Below are 21,964 nucleotides of genomic sequence, written 5' to 3'. Positions count from 1 at the left end.
CATGCCCTGCGAAGGAATCGAACGCCTCAACCCCATCTGCCTGCCGGTCAACGCGGCGGAAGCCACCGCGACGGCGAACCAGTTCACCGACCCGTTCAGCACCATCGCTGGGTTCTTCAGCTCGGCCGCCAACAACGCCACCACCTGGCTCTGGGCCCAGATCAACGACGCCACGACCCTCGACCTGCAGTCGCCGCAGCTGCTCCGCGAGATGACGATGACCGGGGCGATAGCGGCCGTCCTCTGCGTCGGACTCTTCCTCATCCAGCTCATCGCAGCCAGCCTGCGCGGCCATCCGCCCATGCTCGGGCGCGCCTTCAGCGGGCTGCTGATCAGCTTCTTCGGGTCGGCGTTCGCGATCGCCACGACCCGGCTGCTGCTTGGGGCGGTCGATGCGCTCAGCAACGGCGTGATCCAGTTCACGTTGGGTACCAGCCTCGACGGCCTCGGCGCGAAGTTCGCGTTCGCGAACCTCGCGGGGCTGACGAATCCGGCCATCGTCATCCTGGTCTCGCTCGTCGTGCTCGCCTCGGTGGTCGTCGTGTGGGCGGCGATGATGATCCGCAAGCTGATGATTCTGCTCGCCGCCGTCTTAGCCCCGCTCGCCTTCGCCGGCGCGACCGCGGACTTCACCCGCGGCTGGGTCCGTAAATGGATCGAGTTCACGGCCGCCATGATCGCCTCGAAGCTGCTGCTCGTCATCATTCTCAGCCTGGGAATCTCCATCCTCAACGGCGCTGGCCAGTCCGGCACCGGCGATGGGCAGACGGCCACGCAGCTCATCGGTGGTTCCCTCATCCTCCTGCTCGGCGGGCTCGCCCCGTGGGCAGCGATCCGGATGTTCCACTTCGCCGGTGACAGCCTGTATGCCGCTCACTCCGTCGCGCGACAGAGCGGAGCAGGTGCGCAGTCGGTGATCTCCGGCCCCCAGAAGGTCGCCGCACTCCAAGGCCAGGCACGAGCCCTCAGCGCCGGATTCGGTCCCCGAGGCGGATCGGGCGGAGGCCGCGGTGGTGGGGCCACAACACCGCCGTCGCCGCAGCGGCCTGCCTTCGCAGGCTGGCCGGCTCCGGCGGGGTTGCCGGCCGGAGCCGGAGCTGGGACGGGTGCCGGGGGTGGTGCCGGCGTATCAAAGCCGGCTGGGGCGGCCGCGGCTTCCGGTGGCGCCGCAGCCGCCACCTCCGCGGCCGTCCCGGTCATCGGCGCCGCCGCGGCGACCGCGTCCGGGTTGAAGGGAGCGGTCAACACGGTTTCATCGGCGGCCCAGTCCGCCGCGGGAGGTGACGCGGCAACCGGGGGGACCAACGCGCCGACGGCGCCCGGTGGGGGCTATGCGGCCGACACAGCCACCACCAGCACAGGCAGGTCGAGTGGGCCGCCAGCGTCTGTCATGCGCCCCGCATCTTCGGTGCCGCCGAAGCAGCCACCGACCAGCAGCGGCGGGAGCCAATCATGATCGACACGACAACCCCCTTCACTGTCCGGTTCGCCCGGCTCCCTCGCCGCGGACTGCTCCTCGGACTGTCCGCGTCCCGGGTTGCCTGCATCGCTATCGCCGCCCTCGTGCTGATCCCGGCGATGTTCGTCGCCAGCACCCTCGGCGCGATCGCGACTGCACCGATCTGGGGAGCCTTGGTTGCTCTCGCGTTCGTCAGGCGGGGCGGACGGCCTGCGATCGAAGCGCTGCCGACCGCGGCCCACTTTGGCCTGCGCCGAGCGTCGGGGCAGACGAAGTGGCGGGCCCGTCCCGCGAAGCCACGCCCAGCAGGGACACTCGCCCTGCCAGGGGACGCGGCCGCGATGCGGTTCCTCGTCGACGAGAAGAGCGGCACCGCAGTGCTGCATGAACCGCACGCCCAGAGCCTCACCGTGGCCGCGGTCGTCAGCCACCCGGCATACGTGCTCCTCGCCCCCGAGGAGCAGGCGCGGCGAGTTCACGGCTGGGGACGAGCGTTGGCAGGGCTTGCGCACAGGGGGACCGGGACCCGGGTGCAGGTGCTCGAGATCTCGCTGCCCGACGCCGGGCGCGGCATCACCGGCTGGTGGGACACTCACGGGGTCAAGAGCCGCGACCAGTGGGCCGTGCGCGAGTACGAGGCGCTGATGAAGACCGCCGCTCCTGCCGCGTCGACCCACCGGACCCTCGTCGCGATCTCCCTCGACCTGCGCGCTGCCCGCACCCACATCCGGCAGTCGGGACGGGGTCTCGCCGGCGCAGTCGCGTGCCTGCGCCAGGAGATGACCTCGTTCGAGGCGAGCCTGCGCGCCGCGGACCTCCGCCTCGTGTCGTGGCTCGGCGAGGCCGATCTCGCCGCCACCCTGCGCCAGGCGTACGAGCCCGGCTTTGACAAGGAACGCTTCGTCCCGTGCCGGCTGGAGTCCGCAGGCCCGATGGCGGTCGACGAGGAATGGGACCATCTGCGTCACGACAATGCCCACTCCGCCGTTCTGTGGATCAGCGAATGGCCCCGCATCGACGCACCACCCTTCTTCCTGCATGCGCTCGTCTTCCAGCCCGGGATCCGCAAGACGATCTCCATCACCGCCGAACCCGTCCCCGCCGACGAGGCGATCCGCGAGATCCGCAAGGCCAAGGTCGAATACGCCACCGAGGCCGCGCAGAAGGCCCGCATCGGGGCCCTGGCCGACCTCTCGGACAGCGTCGAAGCCAGCGACGTCCTCGACCGCGAGCGTGCCCTCATCGCCGGGCACGCCGACATCCGGTTCACCGGCCTGATCGCCGTCACAGCGGCGACGGGAGCGGACCTCGAGGCGGCCGTCGCCGAGGTGAGCCGGGCTGCGATCCAGTCCGGCTGCGAAACCCGACGGCTCTACGGGCAGCAGGCCCGTGCGTTCGTCGCGGCCGCGCTCCCCCTCGCGAGGAAGGTCAACTGATGGTGAAGCTCAACAAGGGCGATGGTGGGCCGACGTTCTACGCGCCAGCCGGTCAGCGTGCACGTCACAGTAGGGGGCGCGGATCGCATGGCCGTCAGGACCGGAGGCCATGCGCGCCTGAGTCGGCTGTGGGCCGGGAGGCTCCCGAGTCGGGCAGCTACCTGCCGCCGGGAGGTGAGTCGGGGCCTGAGGCACTGCGGTCCCTTCGGCGGCTGGGGCTGCCGGCGCACCGGGCCACCTCGGACGTCATGGCCGGCGCCTACCCCTTCCTCGCCGAAGCCGGGCTGGGCAGCGCTGGTGTCTACGTCGGCCAAGATGCCTGGTCGGGCGGCGGGTTCTGCTTCGACCCATGGGTCCTCTACCAGCAAGGCATCCTGACGAACCCGAACTGCCTCCTCGCCGGCGTCGTCGGCAAAGGCAAATCCTGCCTCGCCAAGTCGATCGCCACGCGGTCGATCGCCTTCGGGCGCCGTGTCTACGTCCCCGGCGACCCCAAGGGCGAATGGACAGTCGTCGCCGAAGCCGTCGGCGGCACGGCCATCCGGCTCGGCGGCGGCTCCGACAACCGCCTCAACCCGCTCGACCCAGGTCCGCGCGACTCGACGCTCACCGACGAGCAGTGGAGGGCTGTGCTAAGCACCCGTCGACGCGTGCTCGTCGGATCACTCGGCGAGTCGGCGCTCGGGCGAGCCCTCGTCGCCGTGGAGCACACCGCCCTTGACGCGGCCCTGATACATGCGGTCCAAGCCTGCGATACGCCCACGCTGCCGGCGGTCGTCGATGCGCTCCTGTCGCCGACGACGTCGATGACGGGAGCCACGGTTGCCGAGCTCACGCGGGACGGACGCGACCTCGGCCACGCCCTCCGGCGCCTCGTCGCCGGCGACCTCGCCGGGCTCTTCGACGGACCCTCGACCGTGTCCTTCGACCCGACACGCCCGATGGTCACCCTCGACCTCTCCGGGATCCAAGGCTCCGACCAGCTCATCGCCATGGTCATGACCTGCGCTTCCGCGTGGATGGAGTCCGCCCTCGCCTCCAGCGAGGGCGGACAACGCTGGGTGATCTACGACGAAGCATGGCGCCTCATGCGCCAGCCTGCGCTCCTCGCCCGCATGCAGTCGCAGTGGAAACTCTCCCGCGGCCTTGGCATCGCAAACCTGCTCATCGTCCATCGGCTCTCCGACCTGGATGCCGTCGGCGACGTCGGGTCCGAGTCTCGCGCCCTCGCGCGCGGGCTCCTCGGTGACTGCTCCACCAAGATCATCTACCAGCAGGAAGTCAGCGAGTCACCGCACACAACCAGGGAACTCGGCCTCTCCAGCGCTGAACACGCCCAGCTTCCCGAACTGCAAAAGGGCGAGGGCCTCTGGCGCGTCGGCCAGAGATCCTTCGTTGTCCGCCACATCGCAACCGACAACGAGCTTCACCTTTTCGACACCAACGCACGAATGAGCATCGATCAGTGACGGCTGCCGAGGTAAGCGGATCAGCAGCTTCTTCCGTCGCGGTTACTTCCGCCCAACCCCCGCCCTTTCGGACTGACGCACCACAGTCACGGCACATCACGAGTGGCCCGCGCACGACGGCGCTCGCCATTCCAGATCCCTGCGCCGGCCCCAGAAGGCCGGAGCGCCCAGACCGCGTGGGTCGGGCGCTCTCTGGCATTGCGCGTCTCTAGTGGGCTGCGTCGAACGCGGAAACAACCCGCTGCGGGATACGTCCACGGGCGGGCACGTCATGGCCGTTGCTGTGTGCCCAGGCGCGGATCTCCGCGTTGCGGGAGTCGCCCACGGCTGCGATCCGCTGCCGGGTGCGCGCGGGCCGGCCTGAGGTTCGAGCTCGCTCGGTCCAGTGCTTAAGGGTCTGGCGGAGCGCCTTCGCGTTCTTCTCAGATAGGTCAATCTCGTAGGACTTGCCGTCGAGGGCGAACGTGATCGTCTCGGCTGCATCCGTGCCGTCGATGTCGTCAACCAGAGTGGTGATCCGTTGTTGGGCCATGAGGCGATCGTAGGGGCGTATCGGCTCGGTGGAGTGCCACCTCCCCGAAGGAGGTTAACTTGCGGCCGAAGTGACGCAGTCTGTCGCCCCGGTCCGACGTGGTGAGGCCGCAAATGCGTTTCGGGGTGTCTTTGTTCTTGCCGTGGGCAGCGGTCCTAGCCGATAGGCCGAGAGCCTCTACCTGGACCTAGGTGTCGAAGCGGAGGTCAGCAAGGGCGGGTGGATCCAAGGCAATACCAGATCCGGGCATAGGTCCCGGCGACATGAGGCCAGACCTGTTGTAGGCCGTCTTCGACTGACTGAATCTCCTTGGCCAAATCCCCGAGAACGACGAATTCGTGTGGGATGACGCGACCTGCGGCATCTGTGCGGCCCAATGGGTCGGGAAAGCGCAGCGCGACCTTGTGGGCGGTGCGGCGGCAGGTCGTTGGCTCGTCCTCAAGGTTCGCGAAGGCCCGTTCGTAGGCGAGGAGGGGGTCGGATAGCCCCCCGTCGAGGAGGAACCGGAATCCCCAAGAACGCCCTCTGGTGGCCCAGATGAGCCCCTCGGGTGGATCCTGGTCAGGGCTCACTTGGGGCTCCGGATGAGCAGCTTGTCCAAAGCGCCTTGGTCGAGGTCCAACTTGAACTGCGTGAGCGTGGCAGTCAGGTAGTCGTGGTTCTCTCGCGCTTGAGCGTTCATCTGCTTGAGTTGCATTCCACCCATCTTGGCGCTCGCAATCAGAGCGGGAAGCGCGGCCCTGCTTGCGAGAGGCCCAACCACCGGGATCCTGGCCACTAGCTTGTCGACGCCGATCGACTTACCGGCTGTCAGGGCCACGGCCAAGGTCTCCGCGCCGTCCGCCAGGGTCTCCAGTACCTTTCTGGGGATCTCCATCCGCTCGTTCCACTGGACTCGGCGCTCAAGTGGGAGCATCGAGGCCACGGGCAGGATGAGGTCGAGTCCGACCCGCTGGGTCACATCGATCTCCACCGGCTCGGGGGCGCTGGAGGATAGTTCGAACTTGGCGGAGGAGAGCAACATGAGGTCTTCGCCGACGGACAGGGCTTCAGGGGTGTCCACTAGGTCTTGGAGCGTCGCGCGCAGGGCCTCGATGTGCTCTGCGGCCTTGCCGATGACGAGGTCGCGGAACGAGTAGATGTCCCAGTCTGGGAACAGATCGGTCTTCGAGAGTGCCAGCACCCAGATGCGCGGGAACTCGACGAGGCGGTCTTCGTCGGCTAGCAAGTCTTCCCTGAGTCGCAGCAGGCTTTGGCGGAAGTTCGTCAGAAGCGACTTGAGGTACCGCTCCTCCTCCCCCTTGTAGTCCAGCAGCTTCTGCCCATCGACCAGGAAGAGCGCCACGTCCGACCTCAGTAGGGACCGGAACGTATCGACACGTCGATGAGCCTCCTCCTCGCTACTCGGAGACTCTTCGAACCATTCCCCGGGGTAGTCGTGCCATGCGATCCGCAAAGCGTCGAACGGACGCCTCTTCCCTGCGGGGTTGTCTCCACCCTTGAGCTTGACCGAGAAGTAGTAGGTCGTTGCCGCGAACCGAGTCGGCATCGGGGCTGTCGCCCGATCTCTCATGCCGAGATAGTTCTGGGACAGCCGGTTGCCCTGGCCCGTGTCGTCCGCGACGAGGTCCCACAGGTCGTTCGAGTACGAACCCTCCTGCGTCGGTCCGAAGAAGGAGGACACCAGCACGGTCTTCCCGGAGCCACTTTCCCCGAACACGGCGATGTGCTGCTCTCGGATCCTGGGGTATTTCGGCATGGCGGGAACGTACCTCACCCCCGTCCCGGACCCGCAGGTGCGGGGGCTGCGCCGTCGTGACAAGAGAACCACGGCACACCGGGTGGCTTGACTCAGCGGTGTGAGCAGATCCCTGGCGGCCGAGGATCCGCTCGGGGTATCCAATGCCTACCGGCATCTGTGGTTGCGCCTTCGAGGGCGCGCGCGTCCACTCCGATTTCGAGCAGTCTGCTGCAGACAGCGATGCGACCGAGAACGTGACGTCGGACCTTGTCTGGCTTTGGGCGGCGCCAGGGGTCAAACCCTTGTGCTCGATAAGCGTCCGCGGGTCTCCAGCGTCTGTAGTGTCGACGCGCCGAGAGGAGCGCATTTTATGCAGACTGATGTCCGAACCCCGCTGGAGATCTTTTCCATGCCCCAGCACATGGTGGTCCCGGTGTTCCAGCGCCGGTACGTGTGGACGGCGGAGGTCCAGTGGGAGCCGCTGTGGCGTGACATCTGCCGCGTCGCGGAGCGGCGGCTTGAGGGAGTCTCGAGCCCGCATTTCCTCGGGGCGGTTGTGACTCAGTCAAGTTCGGCGGGGATGGGGTCGCTCGCGAGTCATAGCCTCATCGATGGTCAACAGCGACTTACAACGTTGCAGATCCTCATCGATGCTGCGGCGGCGGAGCTTGAGGCCGCCGAGCACACGCAGTTCTCGCAGCAGCTGACGATGCTGACGCACAACCCGCCAGCGTTCGGGTTGGATGAGTCTGGGGTGTTGAAGCTTCAGCACGAGAACGATGACCGGGCCGGGTTCGTCGCTGTGATGACTGCGGAACCTCCGATCGACTACTCCGGGCTTCCACAGTCGAGGATCGTTCAGGCGCACCAGTACTTTTCCGAGCAGGTGCGCGAGTGGCTCGGCTCTCCTGTCGCACCCGCACGGGCTGGGGCGCTTGTGGCGACGCTGAGCCAAGGGCTGCAGCTTGTGGTCATCGCACTCGCTGAGCATGAGCCGTCGCAGGAGATCTTCGAGACGCTCAACGCACGTGGGACGCCGCTGACCGCCGCGGACCTGGTGAAGAACTACGTGTTTCAGCAGATCGTCCGGGAAGGAGGCAGCGCCGATGCTGCGTTCCGCGAGCACTGGCAGGAGCTGGAGAAGTCGTTCTGGACCAAGGAAGTCCGGATCGGGCGGTACTCCCTGGAACGCCTCTCCTTGTTCCTGAATCACTGGCTTGTCGCACAGACCGGTGAGGAGGTGAGCACCCGCTCAACTTTCACGCGCTTCAAGTCCTGGCACGAACAGTCGGGACGCCCCATGACGGGGGTGCTAGCTGCGATACATCAACAGGCAACGCTGTTCGAGGAGTGGGTGCACGAGGCGGGCAAGTCCGAGGGCGACCTTGGCCCGGTAGGGCTCTTCCTGTACCGGACCGAGGCTGCTGAGCTCGAGGCGGTCAAGCCATTACTGCTGCGCCTGTTCGACGTCGAACGAGCTCTGCCGCCGGACGTCGCTGTCGCAGCGCTGCGTGACGTGGAGAGTTGGCTGATGCGCCGCTCGGTGCTTCGTCGTCCCGCCTCTGAGTACAGCCGCGTGGTCGCCGGCCTCATCGATGACCTCCGCGGCGTCGAGCCGCACGGCGTCGCCGAGGCGGTACGCCACAGCCTCGTCCGTCTCAACCGGCCCGGCACGTACTGGCCCGGTGATGAAGAGCTGGCACGGGAACTGGTTTCGGCTCCGATCTACACACAGCCGAAGGGGCGGCTTCGTGCCTATCTGGAGGCGGTCGAGGACTGGCACCGGGGCTACACGAAGGCTACCTCTGCAAGCGGGTCACGGGTCAAACGTGGGGCGATGACGATCGAGCATCTCCTGCCGCAGAAATGGAAGGATCACTGGCCCGTCGACACGCTCCAACAGCAGATCGACCGCGACGCCCACGTGCACCGACTGGGCAACCTCACCCTGCTGACACAATCTTTGAACTCCGCGGTATCGAACGGCCCCTGGAACGGCCCCAAGGGCAAGCGGCAGGCGCTGGACGCCAGCGACACCCTGCTCATGACCCGAGGTCCCCGCAAGACCGAGGACTGGAATGAGGGGCGGATCGACGACAGAACCGCGACGATGACAACCGCATTTACTGAGACCTGGCCTGCACCAGAAGGCCACAACCCCGATCCGATCAAACGCACAGAGCAGGAAGCCGCGGGCTGGGTGATGCTCCGCGACCTCGTCGCCACCGGTCACCTTCCAGTCGGGACCATCCTCACCGCAAGGGAAGGCAACTACGAAGGACGCTCCGCAACCGTGACCAGCGACGGACTCCTCGAGATGGACGGCAAGACCTACGACACCCCCTCTGGAGCCGGCAAGGAAGTCCTCGGCAGAGCCGTGAACGGGTGGACGTTCTGGCGCCTACCCGATGGCGGGAAGCTCATGGACGCCCGGCAGAAGTACCTCGGGACGTACGTGGACCGGAGGGGGTTGTACGAATCCTTCTGGCGAGAGGTCCTCGCGCGCATCAAGAAGGCTGCCCCCGACTGGACGCAGGCGACATCACCGGGCGGCAGTTCGTGGATCACACTGCCGTACGGCTCGTCCATCGCGCGCTACTCCCTGGCCTTCACGGTCACAGGACCCTCCGTCGACCTCGACTTCGGATCGGCAGACAGTCAGGCCAATTTGGTGGAGTTCGAGAGGTTCAGGGCCCGTCGTGACGAGTTGGAGGAGCACTTCGGCCGGCCCCTGACTTGGGAGCCCTTGCAAGACAAGAAGTCATGCCGCATCCGGCACTACCGGCCATCTGGCGGCCAGATCACAGACACGGATGAGCGGGAGGAGTTGATCGACTGGTTCGTCTCTTCGGCCCTACGCCTCCGCTATTCGATCAGCGCTATAAGGAACGCAGCGCAGGGTCAGTAGCACAGGCAGTTCGACCAAAGGGTGCGCTGATAGGCGGCGATGTGACGCGGGTCTCTTTCCGTGTTGCTGAAGCGGCCTTCCAGGCTCGCCTACCGGATCCTCGCTCGCCAGTTCCGCACAGTCTGCTCTATGTGGGCACCGAGCCTTTCGGTCGCCGCGTCGCCTGGTACCGCCGAGTCAAAGCACTCGCTTGAGCGACGGGCCAACAGTCGCATCAAGGTTGTGGCGCCTTGCGCCGGAAAGGCAAGACTGGACCTTGCGTGGCCCATTTCGGATGCCAGCCCAATGAACGCCCTGCCAATGTCGATTCCCGGGGACGCGGCATAGTGCTTTGCTTCGATCGCAGCGATCAATCCACTCTTCCGCGGGTGGATTTTGCCTCGCCGGCTCCGCTCAGCTTCGCGCCCATCGAGCACGGCAACATCACACTCGTGAGGCACTCCAGACTCGCCAACGACGAACACCCCCAGATGTGCTTCACATGTTCTACTTGTCCCTGGGAAGGCAGCCACGGCGTAGGTGAAACCAGGCGTCCAGAGGTAGCCCGGCGAGCGCCTCAGAGAGATTTCGCTCGCGGCACTCGTCCCATCGTTGGTTAGCAGCACCGACGTCGCTCCCGCGGCCCGCATACTGGCTATGGCAACAACGAGCAGGGCTGCCTCGTAAAGGTCGGATGCGGAGGCTCCGTGCTCATACGTATCCGCGAGTCGTCCAATTTGTGCGCTTACGTGCGCAATCAACTCGTCAGTGTTCACGGTCGTTCCGGTCCTTTCGGAGAGAGCGCCGAATCACTTCAAACTGCGCCGCAAGGTCCTCGCCGTGGCCAGGGTCTGCGGGAGCCAGGGGAACTTCTAACACAGCGGTCTCATCGGACTCGGGTCGTCGGAAATTGACTCGCCTAGAAGGAATGGAGAGCTCGGTCATCAGCGCGCCTAGCGCTTCCAGAGACCGCTGAGCCGTCTGAGCTGACGTCGTCAAAGCGTCTACGAGCAGGTCGAGCCGCTCCTCGTCGCTATACGGGAAGACAGAAACATCCGCCTCACCAATGCGGCCAAGATTCCCGTCGCCAAGAATTCGATCTCGGCCCTCTCTCTCCGTTCGCTCAATATCTGTGCCACGCAGCTCTTTCCCGCGTGCAACCTCGTCGGCGATTTGATCATGCAGCGCGGGTAGCCGTTCGCGCACGATGGCCATGAGTTCGGTGTACGCCCGTGCGTCGTCGATCATCTGGCTCCTTCGTTGCGGCACGCCCCCAGCTCACCGCTCTGGAGGTTGGAACTTCGGCCGGGGCCTCGGAATGAGGCTAGCGACCGCTGCCGGGTGTATCCAGTCGATTGCAGCCGCAGGTTTTGCCCACTGGCTCACGCCTCGGGCCTGGATAGGACACTGAGGCTCGGGGCCATCGCTTAATCCACCGGGACAGGCCCGGACCAGCACCCGCAAGTCAGGCGCCAGCGACGTAGGCGGTGAGGAAGTGGACGCCGTGTCGGTCAAGGTTGCAATTTCGTAGGTCTTGCCGTCGAGACCGAACGTGACCGTTTCGGTCGCGGTGGACCCGCCGACGTCGTCGATCAGAGTGGTGATCGACCGTCGACTCATGGGTCCGAGCCTAGTTTCAGGCCGCGATCGACTACCATGCGCCCATGGAGCCCATGGCCGCTTTGGAAAGCGCGGAGCAAGCGTTGAGGTTATTGGTGTTGGAAGTTCTCGGCCCAGATTGGCTCGATGCCCCCGGCGCCCCACCGAGAGGGAAACTGGAAAGCATCCGTGCTTCCGAGTCTCGCGCGCGGCCCGGCGTATCCATTAGCGACAACCTTGTGGACTTCACCTTCACTAAGCCCCTGATCGAAATGCTGCGTGCGAATCCAGAGAAGTTCGCAGAGGTGTTCCCAAATGTGGAACAGAGCCTATCGTTCCTTCAGTTCGTTGCCGACGTCCGAAATACTGTTGCCCATGCACGTCCGCTCTACGCCCATGAAAGAGCATTGCTCGAAGGTATTTCCGGGATGATAAGATCGGCCCTTGCAGACTACAGAATGGCTAAGAGCCCCGCAGCGCAGCACTATGCCACGATTGAGAGCATTGTGGACCACTTTGGCGTAGCAGGTTGCATGGCAGATATTGTCCCAGAGAATCGGCATAGATTAGCCGTCGGGGATATCTTGACCTTCGATTGCAAGGCGTGGGATGGCCGCGGGAGGGAAATTGAATGGATGGTGGCCACCACGGATTTCCCGCCATTTGCGAGAGTTTCTGATTGGATGCCGCAAGCGCGGGGTACAAACGTCTCCCTTCAATATGAAGTCGGTCTTGACGATGTGGGGGAATCAACCCACGTCTACATCGCCATGCGCAGTACTGGCAGATTCCATCTAGTCAAGGAAGGGGCTGGAGTGGATGGGCTGCGATTCTTTACCTACGCCGTGAACCCTCCTCTTGACGACTGACAACGGGAATGGGTCGAGCGCCGATGGGCTGATGGCTGAGCGCTGTCGGGCGCTGCGTCTGACGGGCTGAGGGTCGCTAAGGCGCTAGGTGAGCCGTTTGCGGTGGTGCCCTGCCCTGTGTGTCTGGATGACGTTTGGGTGCCTGTGGGGGTACCGCCACTGCCGGCTGTCGTCCAACAAATCAGATCGACCCGGCGTCCGCTGCTCTTGAGCAGGCGCCAACGAGGTCGCGCACGTCGTCTGCGGTGAGGATGGTCGATGTGAGCTCCGCGATTCCGCCCCGCGCAACCAAGATCTTGCCGGGTTCGCTGCTCTAGCTCTGTTGGTCCTCGGGCTGCCAGAGGGGCGGGCGCGTCTATCTGGGCGGAGTTGACGCTGTTGGGGTCTCCCGGAAGTCAGACGCCGGCTACGTAGGCGGTGAGGAAGTGCACGCCGTGCCGGTCGGGGTTGCCTCGGGCGCGGTGGTAGTGCTCGGTGGTTCTCGGGTCGGCGTGCCGGGCCAGGATCTGAGCGTCACGGAGCGGGACTCCGGCGTCGAGGGCGTTGGTGATGGCGGCGTGCCGTAGCGAGTGTGGGCTGATGTGCCGCGGGATGCCGGCGGTCTTCGCGATCCGGGCGACCATCCGGTAGACGTCGCGTCGGTCGATGGGCTTGCCGGAGACCGGCCGGAGCACGAGCGGCCCCATCGTGCGCTGGCCACGGCAGGCTTCCAGGGCCCGAAGCACGGGGACGGTGACCGGCATGGTGGCGGGCTTGTTGCCCTTCCCGACCAGGTGCAGGACGCGGTGGCCGCGCATCGTGTCGGCGTAGTCCTCGATCCGCACGGCCGCCGCTTCCGATGCGCGCAGGGCGTTGATACCGAGCAGGTAGGCCAGCGCCCCGTGGTGGACGGTGATGGTCTGGGCGACCTGCAGGAACCGGATCAGCTCGAGCCGGTCCAGTCCTTGGGTGCGGGTCTCGTCGCGGTGGATCTTCGGCAGCCGGGCGTAGACGGCCGGGTCGGAGGTGATGAGGCCGTCGATGTGCGCGAAGCGGAAGTAGCCGCGGACGGCGTGCATCATCGTGTTGACGGAGGAGTCCATCAGCCCCCTGTCACCCAAGCTGCGGATGTAGAGCTCGACATGAGCTCGCTGGACACCCAGCAACGGGTCGAGCCCGTTGCTCTCGCACCAGGCGAACCACTCTCGCAGCTGGAACGAGTACAGCGCGTGGGTGCGACCGGAGTACCGGGCCAGGTACGACACCGCGGCGAGTTGCGCCGTCGACATCGTCGCGGGCTGGAAGGAAAGAAGTCGAGTTGGAGCGGACATGGGGGTCACCTCACGCGGCGACCGGCTCCGGGCCAGACCCCGCTCGCCGCCGACGCGGCCTGCCACATGCGTCCAACGACGCTAAGTCTGAGGCGGCTGTCGCGTCGGCTGGCTGCGGTGTGACGCTGGTCTTACACGCGAATCGCGGGAGATCCAGTCGGACGCCCTGTGGAGCAATGTTCTTGAGATCGACGGGGGTCGTCGGGAGCGTCCCTGCGCGGGCGCCTCCCCGCTGGGTCAGTTCCTGACCGACGAGTTTGCCTTCGCAAGGAAGCGCTGACTCATGAAGGCCGTGGCCTTCGCCTGCGGTGAGCGAAGATGGGTCTGTGCCCTCTTCGTGTGTCTTCTGTGGCTCAGCGGGACCTTTGACCCGTGAGCATGTCTTCGGCCAATGGGTCAGCAAGATTGGCTTGGATGCCACGCCCGCCCAACATCACGCGGGACCGTTGAACCGAGTGCCGCGCTACATGGGAGTGCAACCTCCGTTTCGGCAGACAGTGAAGAACGTGTGTGCCTCCTGCAACAACGGCTGGATGGCCAGACTCGAAGATGTTGCTCAGCGAGTCCTCCCCCCGCTGATCCGAGGAGAAGCGGGCACGATTGCGGTTGAAGACCAGGCTCCGATCGGGGCCTGGGTCCAGAAGACCGCACTCACCGCAATGCTTCTGTCCAGTGAGGTCGAGCGGAAAAATGGCTACGGGCTCTCGCAGAGCGAGTACGCGGCCCTGTACGAACATCGTGACCGCAGGCGACCCCTTGACGCCAGCCAGTTCTGGGCCGGTAGGTATGAGGGACCTGAGGGTTTCAGCGCAGTCCAGGTAACGCCTCTGTGCGTTCGTATTCCAGAAGCCCCAGAGCCCGAACTGCCGCAGGGCTACGCGATGACAGTCGTGCTTGGCGAGCTCCTCCTGCATGGGCTGCGGTTCACAACCCCATCGCTAGCGATCGACGTGAGGACGGATCTGGAGATGCCACGGCTCTGGCCCTCTCTTGCGCCAGCGCCGTGGCCGGTCGGGCACCCTTGCGGCCATGCCTCCTTTCGACGACTAGCGTCGGGCGAGATGCTCCGACCAACGGTCGAAGGCATAGCGCTGAAAGCGTGGTCGCGCGCAGCCCAGCTGCCGCAGAGTTCAATAGCGGACGGCAAGGTCGAGGTCCCGAGCCTGTGTGGGCGCCACTTCATCCGCTATCCCATCGCCCTCCTCGAGGAGGCCATGCGAGGACGGTTTTACACGTTCGCGCTGGCGTGCGAGTGTCACGCATATTTGATCCAGACCACGGGCGATAGTGTCAGGTTCAAGGCGGCTGGCGACTGGGAGGAGATTTCCGTGATGTACGAAGACTTGCCGGGCGAAGAGTTCCTCTTCAGAGATCAGATCGGCCCTTTCGTCTGCAAGAAGTTGCCATCCGCCTGACGAGAACGGGTCGGCGTCGAGGCGCGGTGGCTGCGCCGGCGAACGCGAGAGGGCGTCTTCGTCAACTAGATCGCCGAGGAGTCGTCGTGCGCGGGTTGCCACCTGACTGGAAACGCTTCCAGAGGCGCGTCGCGCGACCGACGACCGCAGGCGGCGGAAGGACTGTAAGGATCGCCAATGCGGCCCGAAGGTGCTGGGCTGTGATTGGTGACCGCTATGCTCACCACCATCGCCGCCGACCTCATCGCGTGGCTGGGGCTGCCCGCCCTCCCCGAGGCACTAAAGGCGTGCGAGCCCAAAGGGTTGCGCTACCGGCTGCTGCGCGTACCCGCCCGGATCACCCGAAAATTACGGCGACGACGACTGAGGATCACCGCGACGTGGCCCTGGGTGCACACATCGCGTCCACGTTCAAGCGGATCACGGCGATCCCGGCACCGACCTGACCCGTCGTCACCGATCCTTGTCCGCCCACGAGCAGTCCACGGAGAACCGAACCGCAGCGCCACGCGGCAATCCGTCACGCCCTCACCCTCGGCCACCCACCGTCGAGCCCTGACGCATCATTCCCGACCAGCTCACCGGCCCCTTGAGTGACCGGGCCAGCGACCGACCTGGTGATCGGCACGAACCGGACACCGATAGGGAGACGGCACGCCACCTCGGCCGGGAAGCCGTTCACTACATCGAGCGGGGCTGCTACCCCGGCACGGACGGGCAAGCCGTGGCCTGGGTGGAAGCCGTCAAGCACGCCGGTCAAAGCAAGGTCAGCAGCCCACCGGACGCCGGCCTGCCCACGCCGCAAGGCCAGTCCACCCGGTCACGGTGGTCGGGATCGCTAAGGATTTGGCCCTCGCGGCCGCCCACCAATCGGTGGATCAGGGCTAACGCAGACCCGTAACAGCCATCCATCTGTCTGTGCGGCATCGTTTTCGACCGCCGCAGTGGCCCCATCGTCAAGCGCCGTCGACAGGCTTACCCGAACGTCGGTTCGTGGGGACTTGTCGGCGCACCGTACAGAGGGCCACGCCGTTCCGCCGCGTCCACCCCAGGAGTCTGGGCCTGGCGCGACAGACGCCTTGTTCCGCGAGGGAGGCGGTTACCGGTTGCCTTGACCTGCTCCATGACCGGTCGCGATGACTTGGGTCATCCGAGGCGAGCTCGGTGCTACGCCGCGAAGAGGGCAGAAGGCGACCCCGGTGCGCGTCCCCGCAATCGGCCTATAGCCGGCGATCGAAACCGCAGGCGCTACCGCTTGGCGCGGCTCAGGCAAGCGCAATCCACCACGCGCGCCTCGCTTAGCCTTGATGATGGAGATATGGATCCTGCACTCGCGGGTGTGCTCGGGGCGGCGATTGGTGCGATGGCCGGGCTCGCCGGAACTTTCATGTCAAACGTCGGGACGCGAAAGCAGAGTTGAGTCCAGCAGAGTGGTGTACGACGATCCCGGTGAGCGTGTCCTGCTGATGTAGGTGCGGTCACCGCTGTGATCCTTCGAGTGATCTCTCACAACCGACTCGAAGAAGGACACCGCGATGACCGCGAAGCCCATTATTGACCCTTCCGTCTTCCTGCATGAGCAGCTGGCCCAGGCCAGTCCCGACCTGATGCGGGAGCTGCTGTCCACGTTCATCGACGCCCTGCTCTCGGCGCAGGCCGACAGCGTGTGCGGCGCCGAGTACGGCACCCGCAGCGACGAGCGCATCAACCGGCGCAACGGCTACCGGCACCGTGATCTCGACACCCGCGCCGGCACGCTCGACATCGCGATCCCGAAGCTGCGCGAAGGGTCCTTCTTCCCGGACTGGCTGCTCGAGCGGCACCGCCGCGCTGAGGCGGCGCTGACGACGGTGGTCGCGACCTGCTACCTCCTCGGGGTCAGCACCCGCCGGATGGACAAGCTCGTCAAAACGCTCGGGATCACGGGCCTGTCCAAGTCGCAGGTGTCGGTGATGGCCAAGGACCTCGACGAGCAGGTCGCCGCGTTCCGCACCCGCCCACTGTCCGACGGGCCGTACACGTTCCTCGCGGCCGACGCGCTCACGATGAAGGTCCGCGAGGCCGGCCGCGTGGTGAAGGTGGCGGTCATGGTCGCGACCGGCGTCAACGCCGACGGGTACCGGGAGGTCCTCGGGATCCACACCGCCACAACAGAATCCGGTACCGGCTGGTTGGGCTTCTTCCGGGACCTGACCGCCCGCGGCTTGTCCGGGGTCGCCCTCGTCACCTCCGACGCGCACGCCGGGCTGGTCGAGGCCATCGGTGCGACCCTGCCGAACGCGTCCTGGCAGCGGTGCCGCACCCACTACGCCGCGAACCTCATGAGCGTGACCCCGAAGAGCCAGTGGGGCTGGGTCAAGGCGCTGCTGCACTCCGTGTACGACCAGCCCGACGCCGACGCGGTGCACGCTCAGTTCGACCGGGTCCTGGAAGGCCTGTACGAGAAGCTCCCGGTCGTGGCGGAGCACCTCGAGCTGGCCCGCGCCGACATCCTCGCGTTCACCGTGTTCCCGAAGGAGATCTGGCGTCAGGTCTGGTCGAACAACCCGAACGAGCGGCTCAACCGGGAGATCCGCCGCCGCACCGACGTCGTCGGCATCTTCCCGAACCGTGAGGCGATCATCCGCCTCGTCGGGGCCGTCCTCGCGGAGCAGCACGACGAGTGGGCCGAGCAACGCCGCTACCTCGGCCTCGAAGCCCTCAAGAACGCCCGCGCCGTCCTGACCGCCCGCACCACAGACGACCAGCCTGAGGAGGTGCCCACCGACCTGATCGCCGGCGCGATCACCTGCTAACCGAACCACCCCGACGGATCACCGTCGTACACCACCGATTGGGACTTGACCCGAAAGCAGGCCAAGCAGAAAGAGTGCGCCGACAGCTACGCGACCGCACTGAGCCACCTCACGCGGGCTGCCGCACGACGGGCGGAAGACGTGGGAACCGGGGCAGGACTCGAGCGCAGGACACAGGTGGCCAAAGAGGAACTGCCCCAGTGGTTGCTGGACCTCGCCGACGCGGAGCATTCGCTTGCGGTGGCGACTGGTCATTGCAGCGCGGCCGTTCGCCAACAAATGGCGGGAGCACTGGGAGACCTCACGGCGATCGTGCGCGAGATTACGAGGAGCCACGGCGGCGTGCCAGTCCCACCGTCAGGTGTGAACGTTATTGCACGTCTTTGGTCGGTTCAGGAACTCGTGGCGCAGTGTGCGATTCACGATCTCGGCGGTTCGGTCTGACTGTCGGTGATGAGGAACTACCCTGCACGCCGTCGTTGCCAAGGGTGAGCCGAGTCTTCCCGTCAGGCGATGCGGACCCTGAGGCGTCATTGGAAGACTGTCGCACAAAGGTCCTCCGATGGGTCGACTGGTACAACCGGACGCGCCTGCACAGTTGGTGCGGCGACGCTCCCCCACCGAGTACGAGCAGCACTACTACGCTGCCCCCACAACCTCCCCGGTGACCGCCGAGGAACCACACCAGACTCTCCACTGAACCCGGGGCGGTTCACCTTGATCGGCACCTGCGCCAGCACCGCCAGGGCGGTTCCGTTCGCGGCCGGTGCGCCGGCGGACGACGTCGTTGGGGCCGGCGTCGTAGTCGTGGGCTGTGCCGTGACCTGAGTCGGCCCGGCGCACCTCACATCGTGTGGGGTGCGCCGATGCCGACTTCAAGGGGGCTGGCGGAGAATCCGCTCGTAACTTGCGTGTTGGAGCCGCGGAGCTTAGCGCCGTAACCCTCGCGGGCGTCACTACTGCCGTGACGCCCGGTCGTCCGCGTGGTCCACAGTGACGCGAGGCTGCCGCAGGTCAAAGGTGGACGCTCGGCGCACTCTCCCAAGTCACGGTGTTGTTCGCGTGGAGCACCAAGTACTCAGCGGGCTTCGCATCGGAAACTGCCACGACTTCCACGGCCTCATCCGCACCGTCCCTAATGGCCGTCGCATCGACGGGCTCGTCAAAGGTGATCATGTGCAGGCGACCGTTCGCCTGCTTCTCAGCGGATGTGGCCATGCTGCGGGCAAGGACGTCAGCAACGGACGTAATCGCCCAGACCGCCAGAACGGCAATGATGATTGCCGTCACTTCTCCGGACGTGAACGTTACGCTCTTGAGTTGCGACGCGGCCCAAGTGCCGGCCGCTGCCACAACCGGGGCGAGAAGGCCTATGACCTTGGTGAGGCTGAATGCTTGAGCTTCGACCAACGCCGAGTCCTCTTGTTCAGGACTGGTGTTTGTGAAGAACTGCCAGATGTTTGCCATGGTGATGGCCCCCTAGTCTTTCCGGAGCCGAATGGCTCCGGTTCCATGAAACTCGGACGACGTGCCGTCCGGATAGAGGCGAAGGTCCCAGTCGAAACCGGGCACGGTCGCGTTCCAGATGGTGTAGCGGGTCGACCACCTGCTGGATGAGCGAGCCGAACGGGCTCTTGGTTCTTCTCCGGGGCTAGGTGATGGGCTCTCCGGCGCTGTGAAGCGCGCCTAGCCGGAGTGGTCCTGGTTGCGGACGCCTCGGGCAATTCTGCGGTCGCTCGCGGGAGCGCTGGGACGACGTCCGCCTAGTGCACGCTGACGCAGAGCGCCCACAGACGAGACGGCAGGCTGCCCATCCCACATGAGCGGGCAGCCGAACAAACTGCTAGAAGAGAGTCTGGCGAAGCAGGTTGGGATGGTTGCTCTAGATCCCTTGGTCCTCGGGCTGCCAGAGGTGGGGGGGCGTCCATCTGGGCGGTAGGGGCGCCCCAACTGGGCGAAGTGGGGCGCTAAGCGCCACGACGGGTGCCAATAGGGTTGTCGTGGTCGCAGCAGCAGGGTCTTGGTGCCGTGGGCAGTTCTTCCTTGACGTACGGCCCATCGCACACTCGCGAGATCAATGGTGACCCCGCAGACCTGTGAGTCTGGCGGGAGGTAGTCAACGTGAAGCAGCCCTTAATGGTGGAGGACCGTGGTCTCGCCCTCGGGATCCTTGTTGCGAGTGCCGCATGGCTGACGCCGTCTGCTGGGGCCGCCGTCGCGGCCGCGGCCACTGGCGCGGGTCCGCCATCGTTCACCGCCGCCGCGCCAATCACGCTGCTGACGCATCCCAGCGCGCCGGCTTTGGCCTTTGGCCCCTCGGTAGGTCCCGCGTGGTGGTACTGGGTCACCACGGCGACAGTGGCTGCGATCGTGCTGATTCCGGTTCTGGCTTTCTGGCGTCGCGAATCCACCTCCAGGGCGACGCCGGTGGGATGCGCATCCGGTACCCAGGTGGCAGCAGCGTCGGGCCGCCGTGCCTTACTCCGCCGCGCGAGAGTGCTGCGTCCTTCCCTGACCGCGGTCCGACCGCAAGACGTCGGCTACCGGCTCGGTTCGTCTCACGGCGTGGACAGCTACGCAAGCGTGGAAGACTCGATGGTGATTCTTGGTCCGCCCAGAGCTGGCAAGGGACTCCACCTCGTCATCCCGATGATGCTGGACACTCCGGGCGCCGTGCTGACGACGAGTACTCGGCCGGACAATCTCACGACGACTCTGCGCGCCCGCAGCCGCCGTGGCCCGGTCGCCGTCTTCGACCCGCAGGGCCTCGCGCCGGGCATCGCATCGGCGACGCGTTGGTCGCCGATCCGCGGCTGCCAAGATCCTCACATCGCGATGGTACGCGCCAAGGCGCTGACCACGAACACGGCTGCAGGGACAACGGATTCGACGTTCTGGCAGGCGTCAGCCGAACAGGCGGTCCGCTGCCTGCTGCACGCGGCCGCTCTGGCCGAGTGCGTCGCGGCCGACCTCTACCGGTGGTCCCTGTCCGCGGTTCAGGCCCGCGAAGCTGTCCTCATCCTCGCCACTGACACCCGCGCTGCGCCCTCCTGGCATCAGGCCCTCGACGCGATCATCAACGCCGACGCGCGGCAACGCGACTCGATCTGGGCGATGGTGACCATCGCGTTCTCGGCGCTGGCCGACCCGAAGGTCCTCGATGCGGTGTCGCCGGGCCGCGGTGAGCACTTCGACCCCGAGCGGTTCCTCCGCAACAACGGCACCGTCTACCTACTCGGCACCTCCACGGGGGTCGCGGCGACGGCCGGCCTCGTCGGCGCGTTCGTCGAGGACGTCGTCGAGGCCGCCCGACGCGTCGCCGCCCGCTCCCCCTCCTCCCGGCTCGACCCGCCCCTGTCCCTGATCCTCGACGAGGCTGCGAACTACCCGCTCCCGTCGCTGCCGTCACTGATGTCCGACGGAGGCGGCTCCGGGATGTCCACCATCGTGGTCCTTCAGTCACTCGCTCAAGCCCGCGCGGTGTGGGGCGAGAACCACGCCTCCGCGATCTGGGACGCCGCCATCGTCAAGACGATCCTCGGCGGCGGCTCCAACGCCCGCGACCTCGAGGACCTCTCCAAGCTGCTGGGTCAACGCGACGAGCGCAACACTTCCAGCAGCCGTGGACCGGACGGCCGCCGCTCCACCTCGACGACCACAACGAAGGTCCCGATCCTCGAACCCTCCGCCCTGCGAACGCTGCCGTTCGGGCAGGCGATCCTGTTGATGAAGTCCGCGCCCCCCATCGCCCTGACCCTGTCCCCGTGGACCGGCCGCAAGGACGCCAAGGCCCTGACCGATGACCGCGAGGATTCCGAGGCCGCAATCCGAACCGCCCACGCCAACCGCAGCGCCACGCCTGGCACGGCGACAGCGCCAGATCCCCGACAGACCGGGTGCGACGACCGCTCCAACACCATGGGCACGGCGTGACCCAGCCCGGATGGGCGTACCCGTCACCCGACCAGCCCAGCGCCGACTTCGACCAGCTCGCCGGACCGGTCCACGTCCCCTCCCTCACCGCAGCCGAGCGCACCGACCTGCTCTCCCAGCTCCGGCCGTGGGTGGCGCAGCTCGTCACCCGCTTCCACATCGACGCCCGCGTCATCCCACCGTGCTGGGAGCGGCACAACGGCATGCTCGAGGCCCTGACCGCGCTGCGCGACCTCGAACGCGACTGCTACAGCCACAAGGCGCCCCCGTCCGCGGCCGTGGACTGGTTCCGCGGGTTCCGGGAGATCGAGGCCCGCCTCATCGAGCTCGCCTCCCTGACGAACTGCACCGCCCGCGAGCACCGCGACCCTCCCGCGGGCTGGTCGGCGACACAGACACCCAGCCAGACCCGCGCCGCTGCCACCGACCACGACCGCCACCACGCTCACCGGCCCGCCGGTGGTGCCCCACCCGTCGACGTCACCTGACCGAGGCGCGGGACCCGCCCGCGCACGGGGA

Annotated in this window: 16 protein-coding genes; 10 read left to right on the top strand and 6 right to left on the bottom strand. The window is 66.3% G+C overall.

The features are described 5' to 3' along the window. Position 1: 1 nt before the first annotated feature. The 3 genes from FBY41_RS08650 (at position 2) to FBY41_RS08640 (ending at position 4,364) form a co-directional block, all read left to right on the top strand. On the top strand, positions 2-1,456 hold the full coding sequence (locus FBY41_RS08650) for a hypothetical protein (protein ID WP_141843544.1): 1,455 nt from the start codon (positions 2-4) through the stop codon (positions 1,454-1,456). Continuing rightward, entirely contained in the window at positions 1,453-2,895 is a 1,443-nt protein-coding gene (locus FBY41_RS08645) for an SCO6880 family protein (RefSeq protein ID WP_141843542.1), read from the top strand. The genes FBY41_RS08650 and FBY41_RS08645 overlap by 4 nt, the downstream gene beginning before the upstream one ends. Before the next feature lie 248 nt (positions 2,896-3,143). Beyond that, positions 3,144-4,364: an ATP-binding protein gene (locus tag FBY41_RS08640; RefSeq protein ID WP_141843540.1), complete on the top strand. Its 1,221-nt coding sequence runs from the start codon at positions 3,144-3,146 to the stop codon at positions 4,362-4,364. Between the two features lie 208 nt (positions 4,365-4,572). Here the strand turns inward: FBY41_RS08640 and FBY41_RS08635 are convergent, their stop codons facing one another. Further along, positions 4,573-4,896 carry a histone-like nucleoid-structuring protein Lsr2 gene (locus tag FBY41_RS08635; RefSeq protein WP_141843538.1) on the bottom strand — a complete coding sequence of 108 codons (324 nt, stop codon included), beginning with the start codon at positions 4,894-4,896 and terminating at the stop codon, positions 4,573-4,575. A gap of 568 nt (positions 4,897-5,464) precedes the next feature. Continuing rightward, positions 5,465-6,655, bottom strand: coding sequence for a TRAFAC clade GTPase domain-containing protein (locus FBY41_RS08625; protein WP_141843532.1), 1,191 nt, complete (start codon positions 6,653-6,655; stop codon positions 5,465-5,467). 352 nt (positions 6,656-7,007) lie between these two features. On the opposite strand from FBY41_RS08625, the gene FBY41_RS08620 reads away from it, so the two are divergent. Further along, positions 7,008-9,545: a DUF4268 domain-containing protein gene (locus tag FBY41_RS08620; protein ID WP_141843529.1), complete on the top strand. Its 2,538-nt coding sequence runs from the start codon at positions 7,008-7,010 to the stop codon at positions 9,543-9,545. Positions 9,546-10,289: 744 nt separating this feature from the next. On the opposite strand, the gene FBY41_RS08615 is transcribed toward FBY41_RS08620, so the two are convergent. Together FBY41_RS08615 and FBY41_RS08610 are read right to left on the bottom strand one after the other, a co-directional pair. Further along, positions 10,290-10,772 (bottom strand): hypothetical protein, encoded by a 483-nt coding sequence (locus FBY41_RS08615; RefSeq protein ID WP_141843526.1) that lies wholly within the window; start codon positions 10,770-10,772, stop codon positions 10,290-10,292. A gap of 30 nt (positions 10,773-10,802) precedes the next feature. Next, a complete protein-coding gene (locus FBY41_RS08610) occupies positions 10,803-11,144 on the bottom strand; it encodes an Lsr2 dimerization domain-containing protein (protein ID WP_141843523.1) in 342 nt (113 codons plus the stop codon). Positions 11,145-11,188: 44 nt separating this feature from the next. On the opposite strand from FBY41_RS08610, the gene FBY41_RS08605 reads away from it, so the two are divergent. After that, on the top strand, positions 11,189-11,992 hold the full coding sequence (locus FBY41_RS08605) for a hypothetical protein (protein WP_141843520.1): 804 nt from the start codon (positions 11,189-11,191) through the stop codon (positions 11,990-11,992). A gap of 395 nt (positions 11,993-12,387) precedes the next feature. On the opposite strand, the gene FBY41_RS08595 is transcribed toward FBY41_RS08605, so the two are convergent. Further along, complete coding sequence (locus FBY41_RS08595) at positions 12,388-13,302, bottom strand: tyrosine-type recombinase/integrase (RefSeq protein ID WP_141843518.1); 915 nt, start codon at positions 13,300-13,302, stop codon at positions 12,388-12,390. A gap of 533 nt (positions 13,303-13,835) precedes the next feature. Between FBY41_RS08595 and FBY41_RS08590 the strand changes: the two genes are divergently transcribed. The 3 genes from FBY41_RS08590 (at position 13,836) to FBY41_RS08575 (ending at position 17,956) form a co-directional block, all read left to right on the top strand. After that, complete coding sequence (locus tag FBY41_RS08590) at positions 13,836-14,717, top strand: hypothetical protein (protein WP_141843516.1); 882 nt, start codon at positions 13,836-13,838, stop codon at positions 14,715-14,717. A 1,535-nt stretch (positions 14,718-16,252) separates the two neighbouring features. Beyond that, positions 16,253-17,512 carry an IS256 family transposase gene (locus FBY41_RS08580; protein WP_141842850.1) on the top strand — a complete coding sequence of 420 codons (1,260 nt, stop codon included), beginning with the start codon at positions 16,253-16,255 and terminating at the stop codon, positions 17,510-17,512. Positions 17,513-17,557: 45 nt separating this feature from the next. After that, positions 17,558-17,956 (top strand): hypothetical protein, encoded by a 399-nt coding sequence (locus FBY41_RS08575; protein ID WP_141843512.1) that lies wholly within the window; start codon positions 17,558-17,560, stop codon positions 17,954-17,956. Between the two features lie 570 nt (positions 17,957-18,526). On the opposite strand, the gene FBY41_RS08570 is transcribed toward FBY41_RS08575, so the two are convergent. Continuing rightward, positions 18,527-18,979, bottom strand: a complete 453-nt coding sequence (locus FBY41_RS08570; RefSeq protein WP_141843509.1) for a hypothetical protein — start codon at positions 18,977-18,979, stop codon at positions 18,527-18,529. 654 nt (positions 18,980-19,633) lie between these two features. Between FBY41_RS08570 and FBY41_RS08565 the strand changes: the two genes are divergently transcribed. Both FBY41_RS08565 and FBY41_RS08560 read left to right on the top strand, forming a co-directional pair. Next, the gene (locus FBY41_RS08565) at positions 19,634-21,445 is read left to right on the top strand and encodes a type IV secretory system conjugative DNA transfer family protein (protein ID WP_260439658.1); all 1,812 of its coding nucleotides are present in this window, start codon (positions 19,634-19,636) and stop codon (positions 21,443-21,445) included. Then, on the top strand, positions 21,442-21,933 hold the full coding sequence (locus tag FBY41_RS08560) for a hypothetical protein (protein WP_185748982.1): 492 nt from the start codon (positions 21,442-21,444) through the stop codon (positions 21,931-21,933). Before FBY41_RS08565 ends, FBY41_RS08560 begins: the two co-directional genes overlap by 4 nt. Positions 21,934-21,964: the final 31 nt, after the last annotated feature.

Origin of the sequence: Humibacillus xanthopallidus, assembly GCF_006716675.1 — a bacterium.
In the GTDB taxonomy this organism is placed as follows: domain Bacteria; phylum Actinomycetota; class Actinomycetes; order Actinomycetales; family Dermatophilaceae; genus Humibacillus; species Humibacillus xanthopallidus_B.
This window is presented reverse-complemented; position numbering and strand designations above follow the sequence as displayed.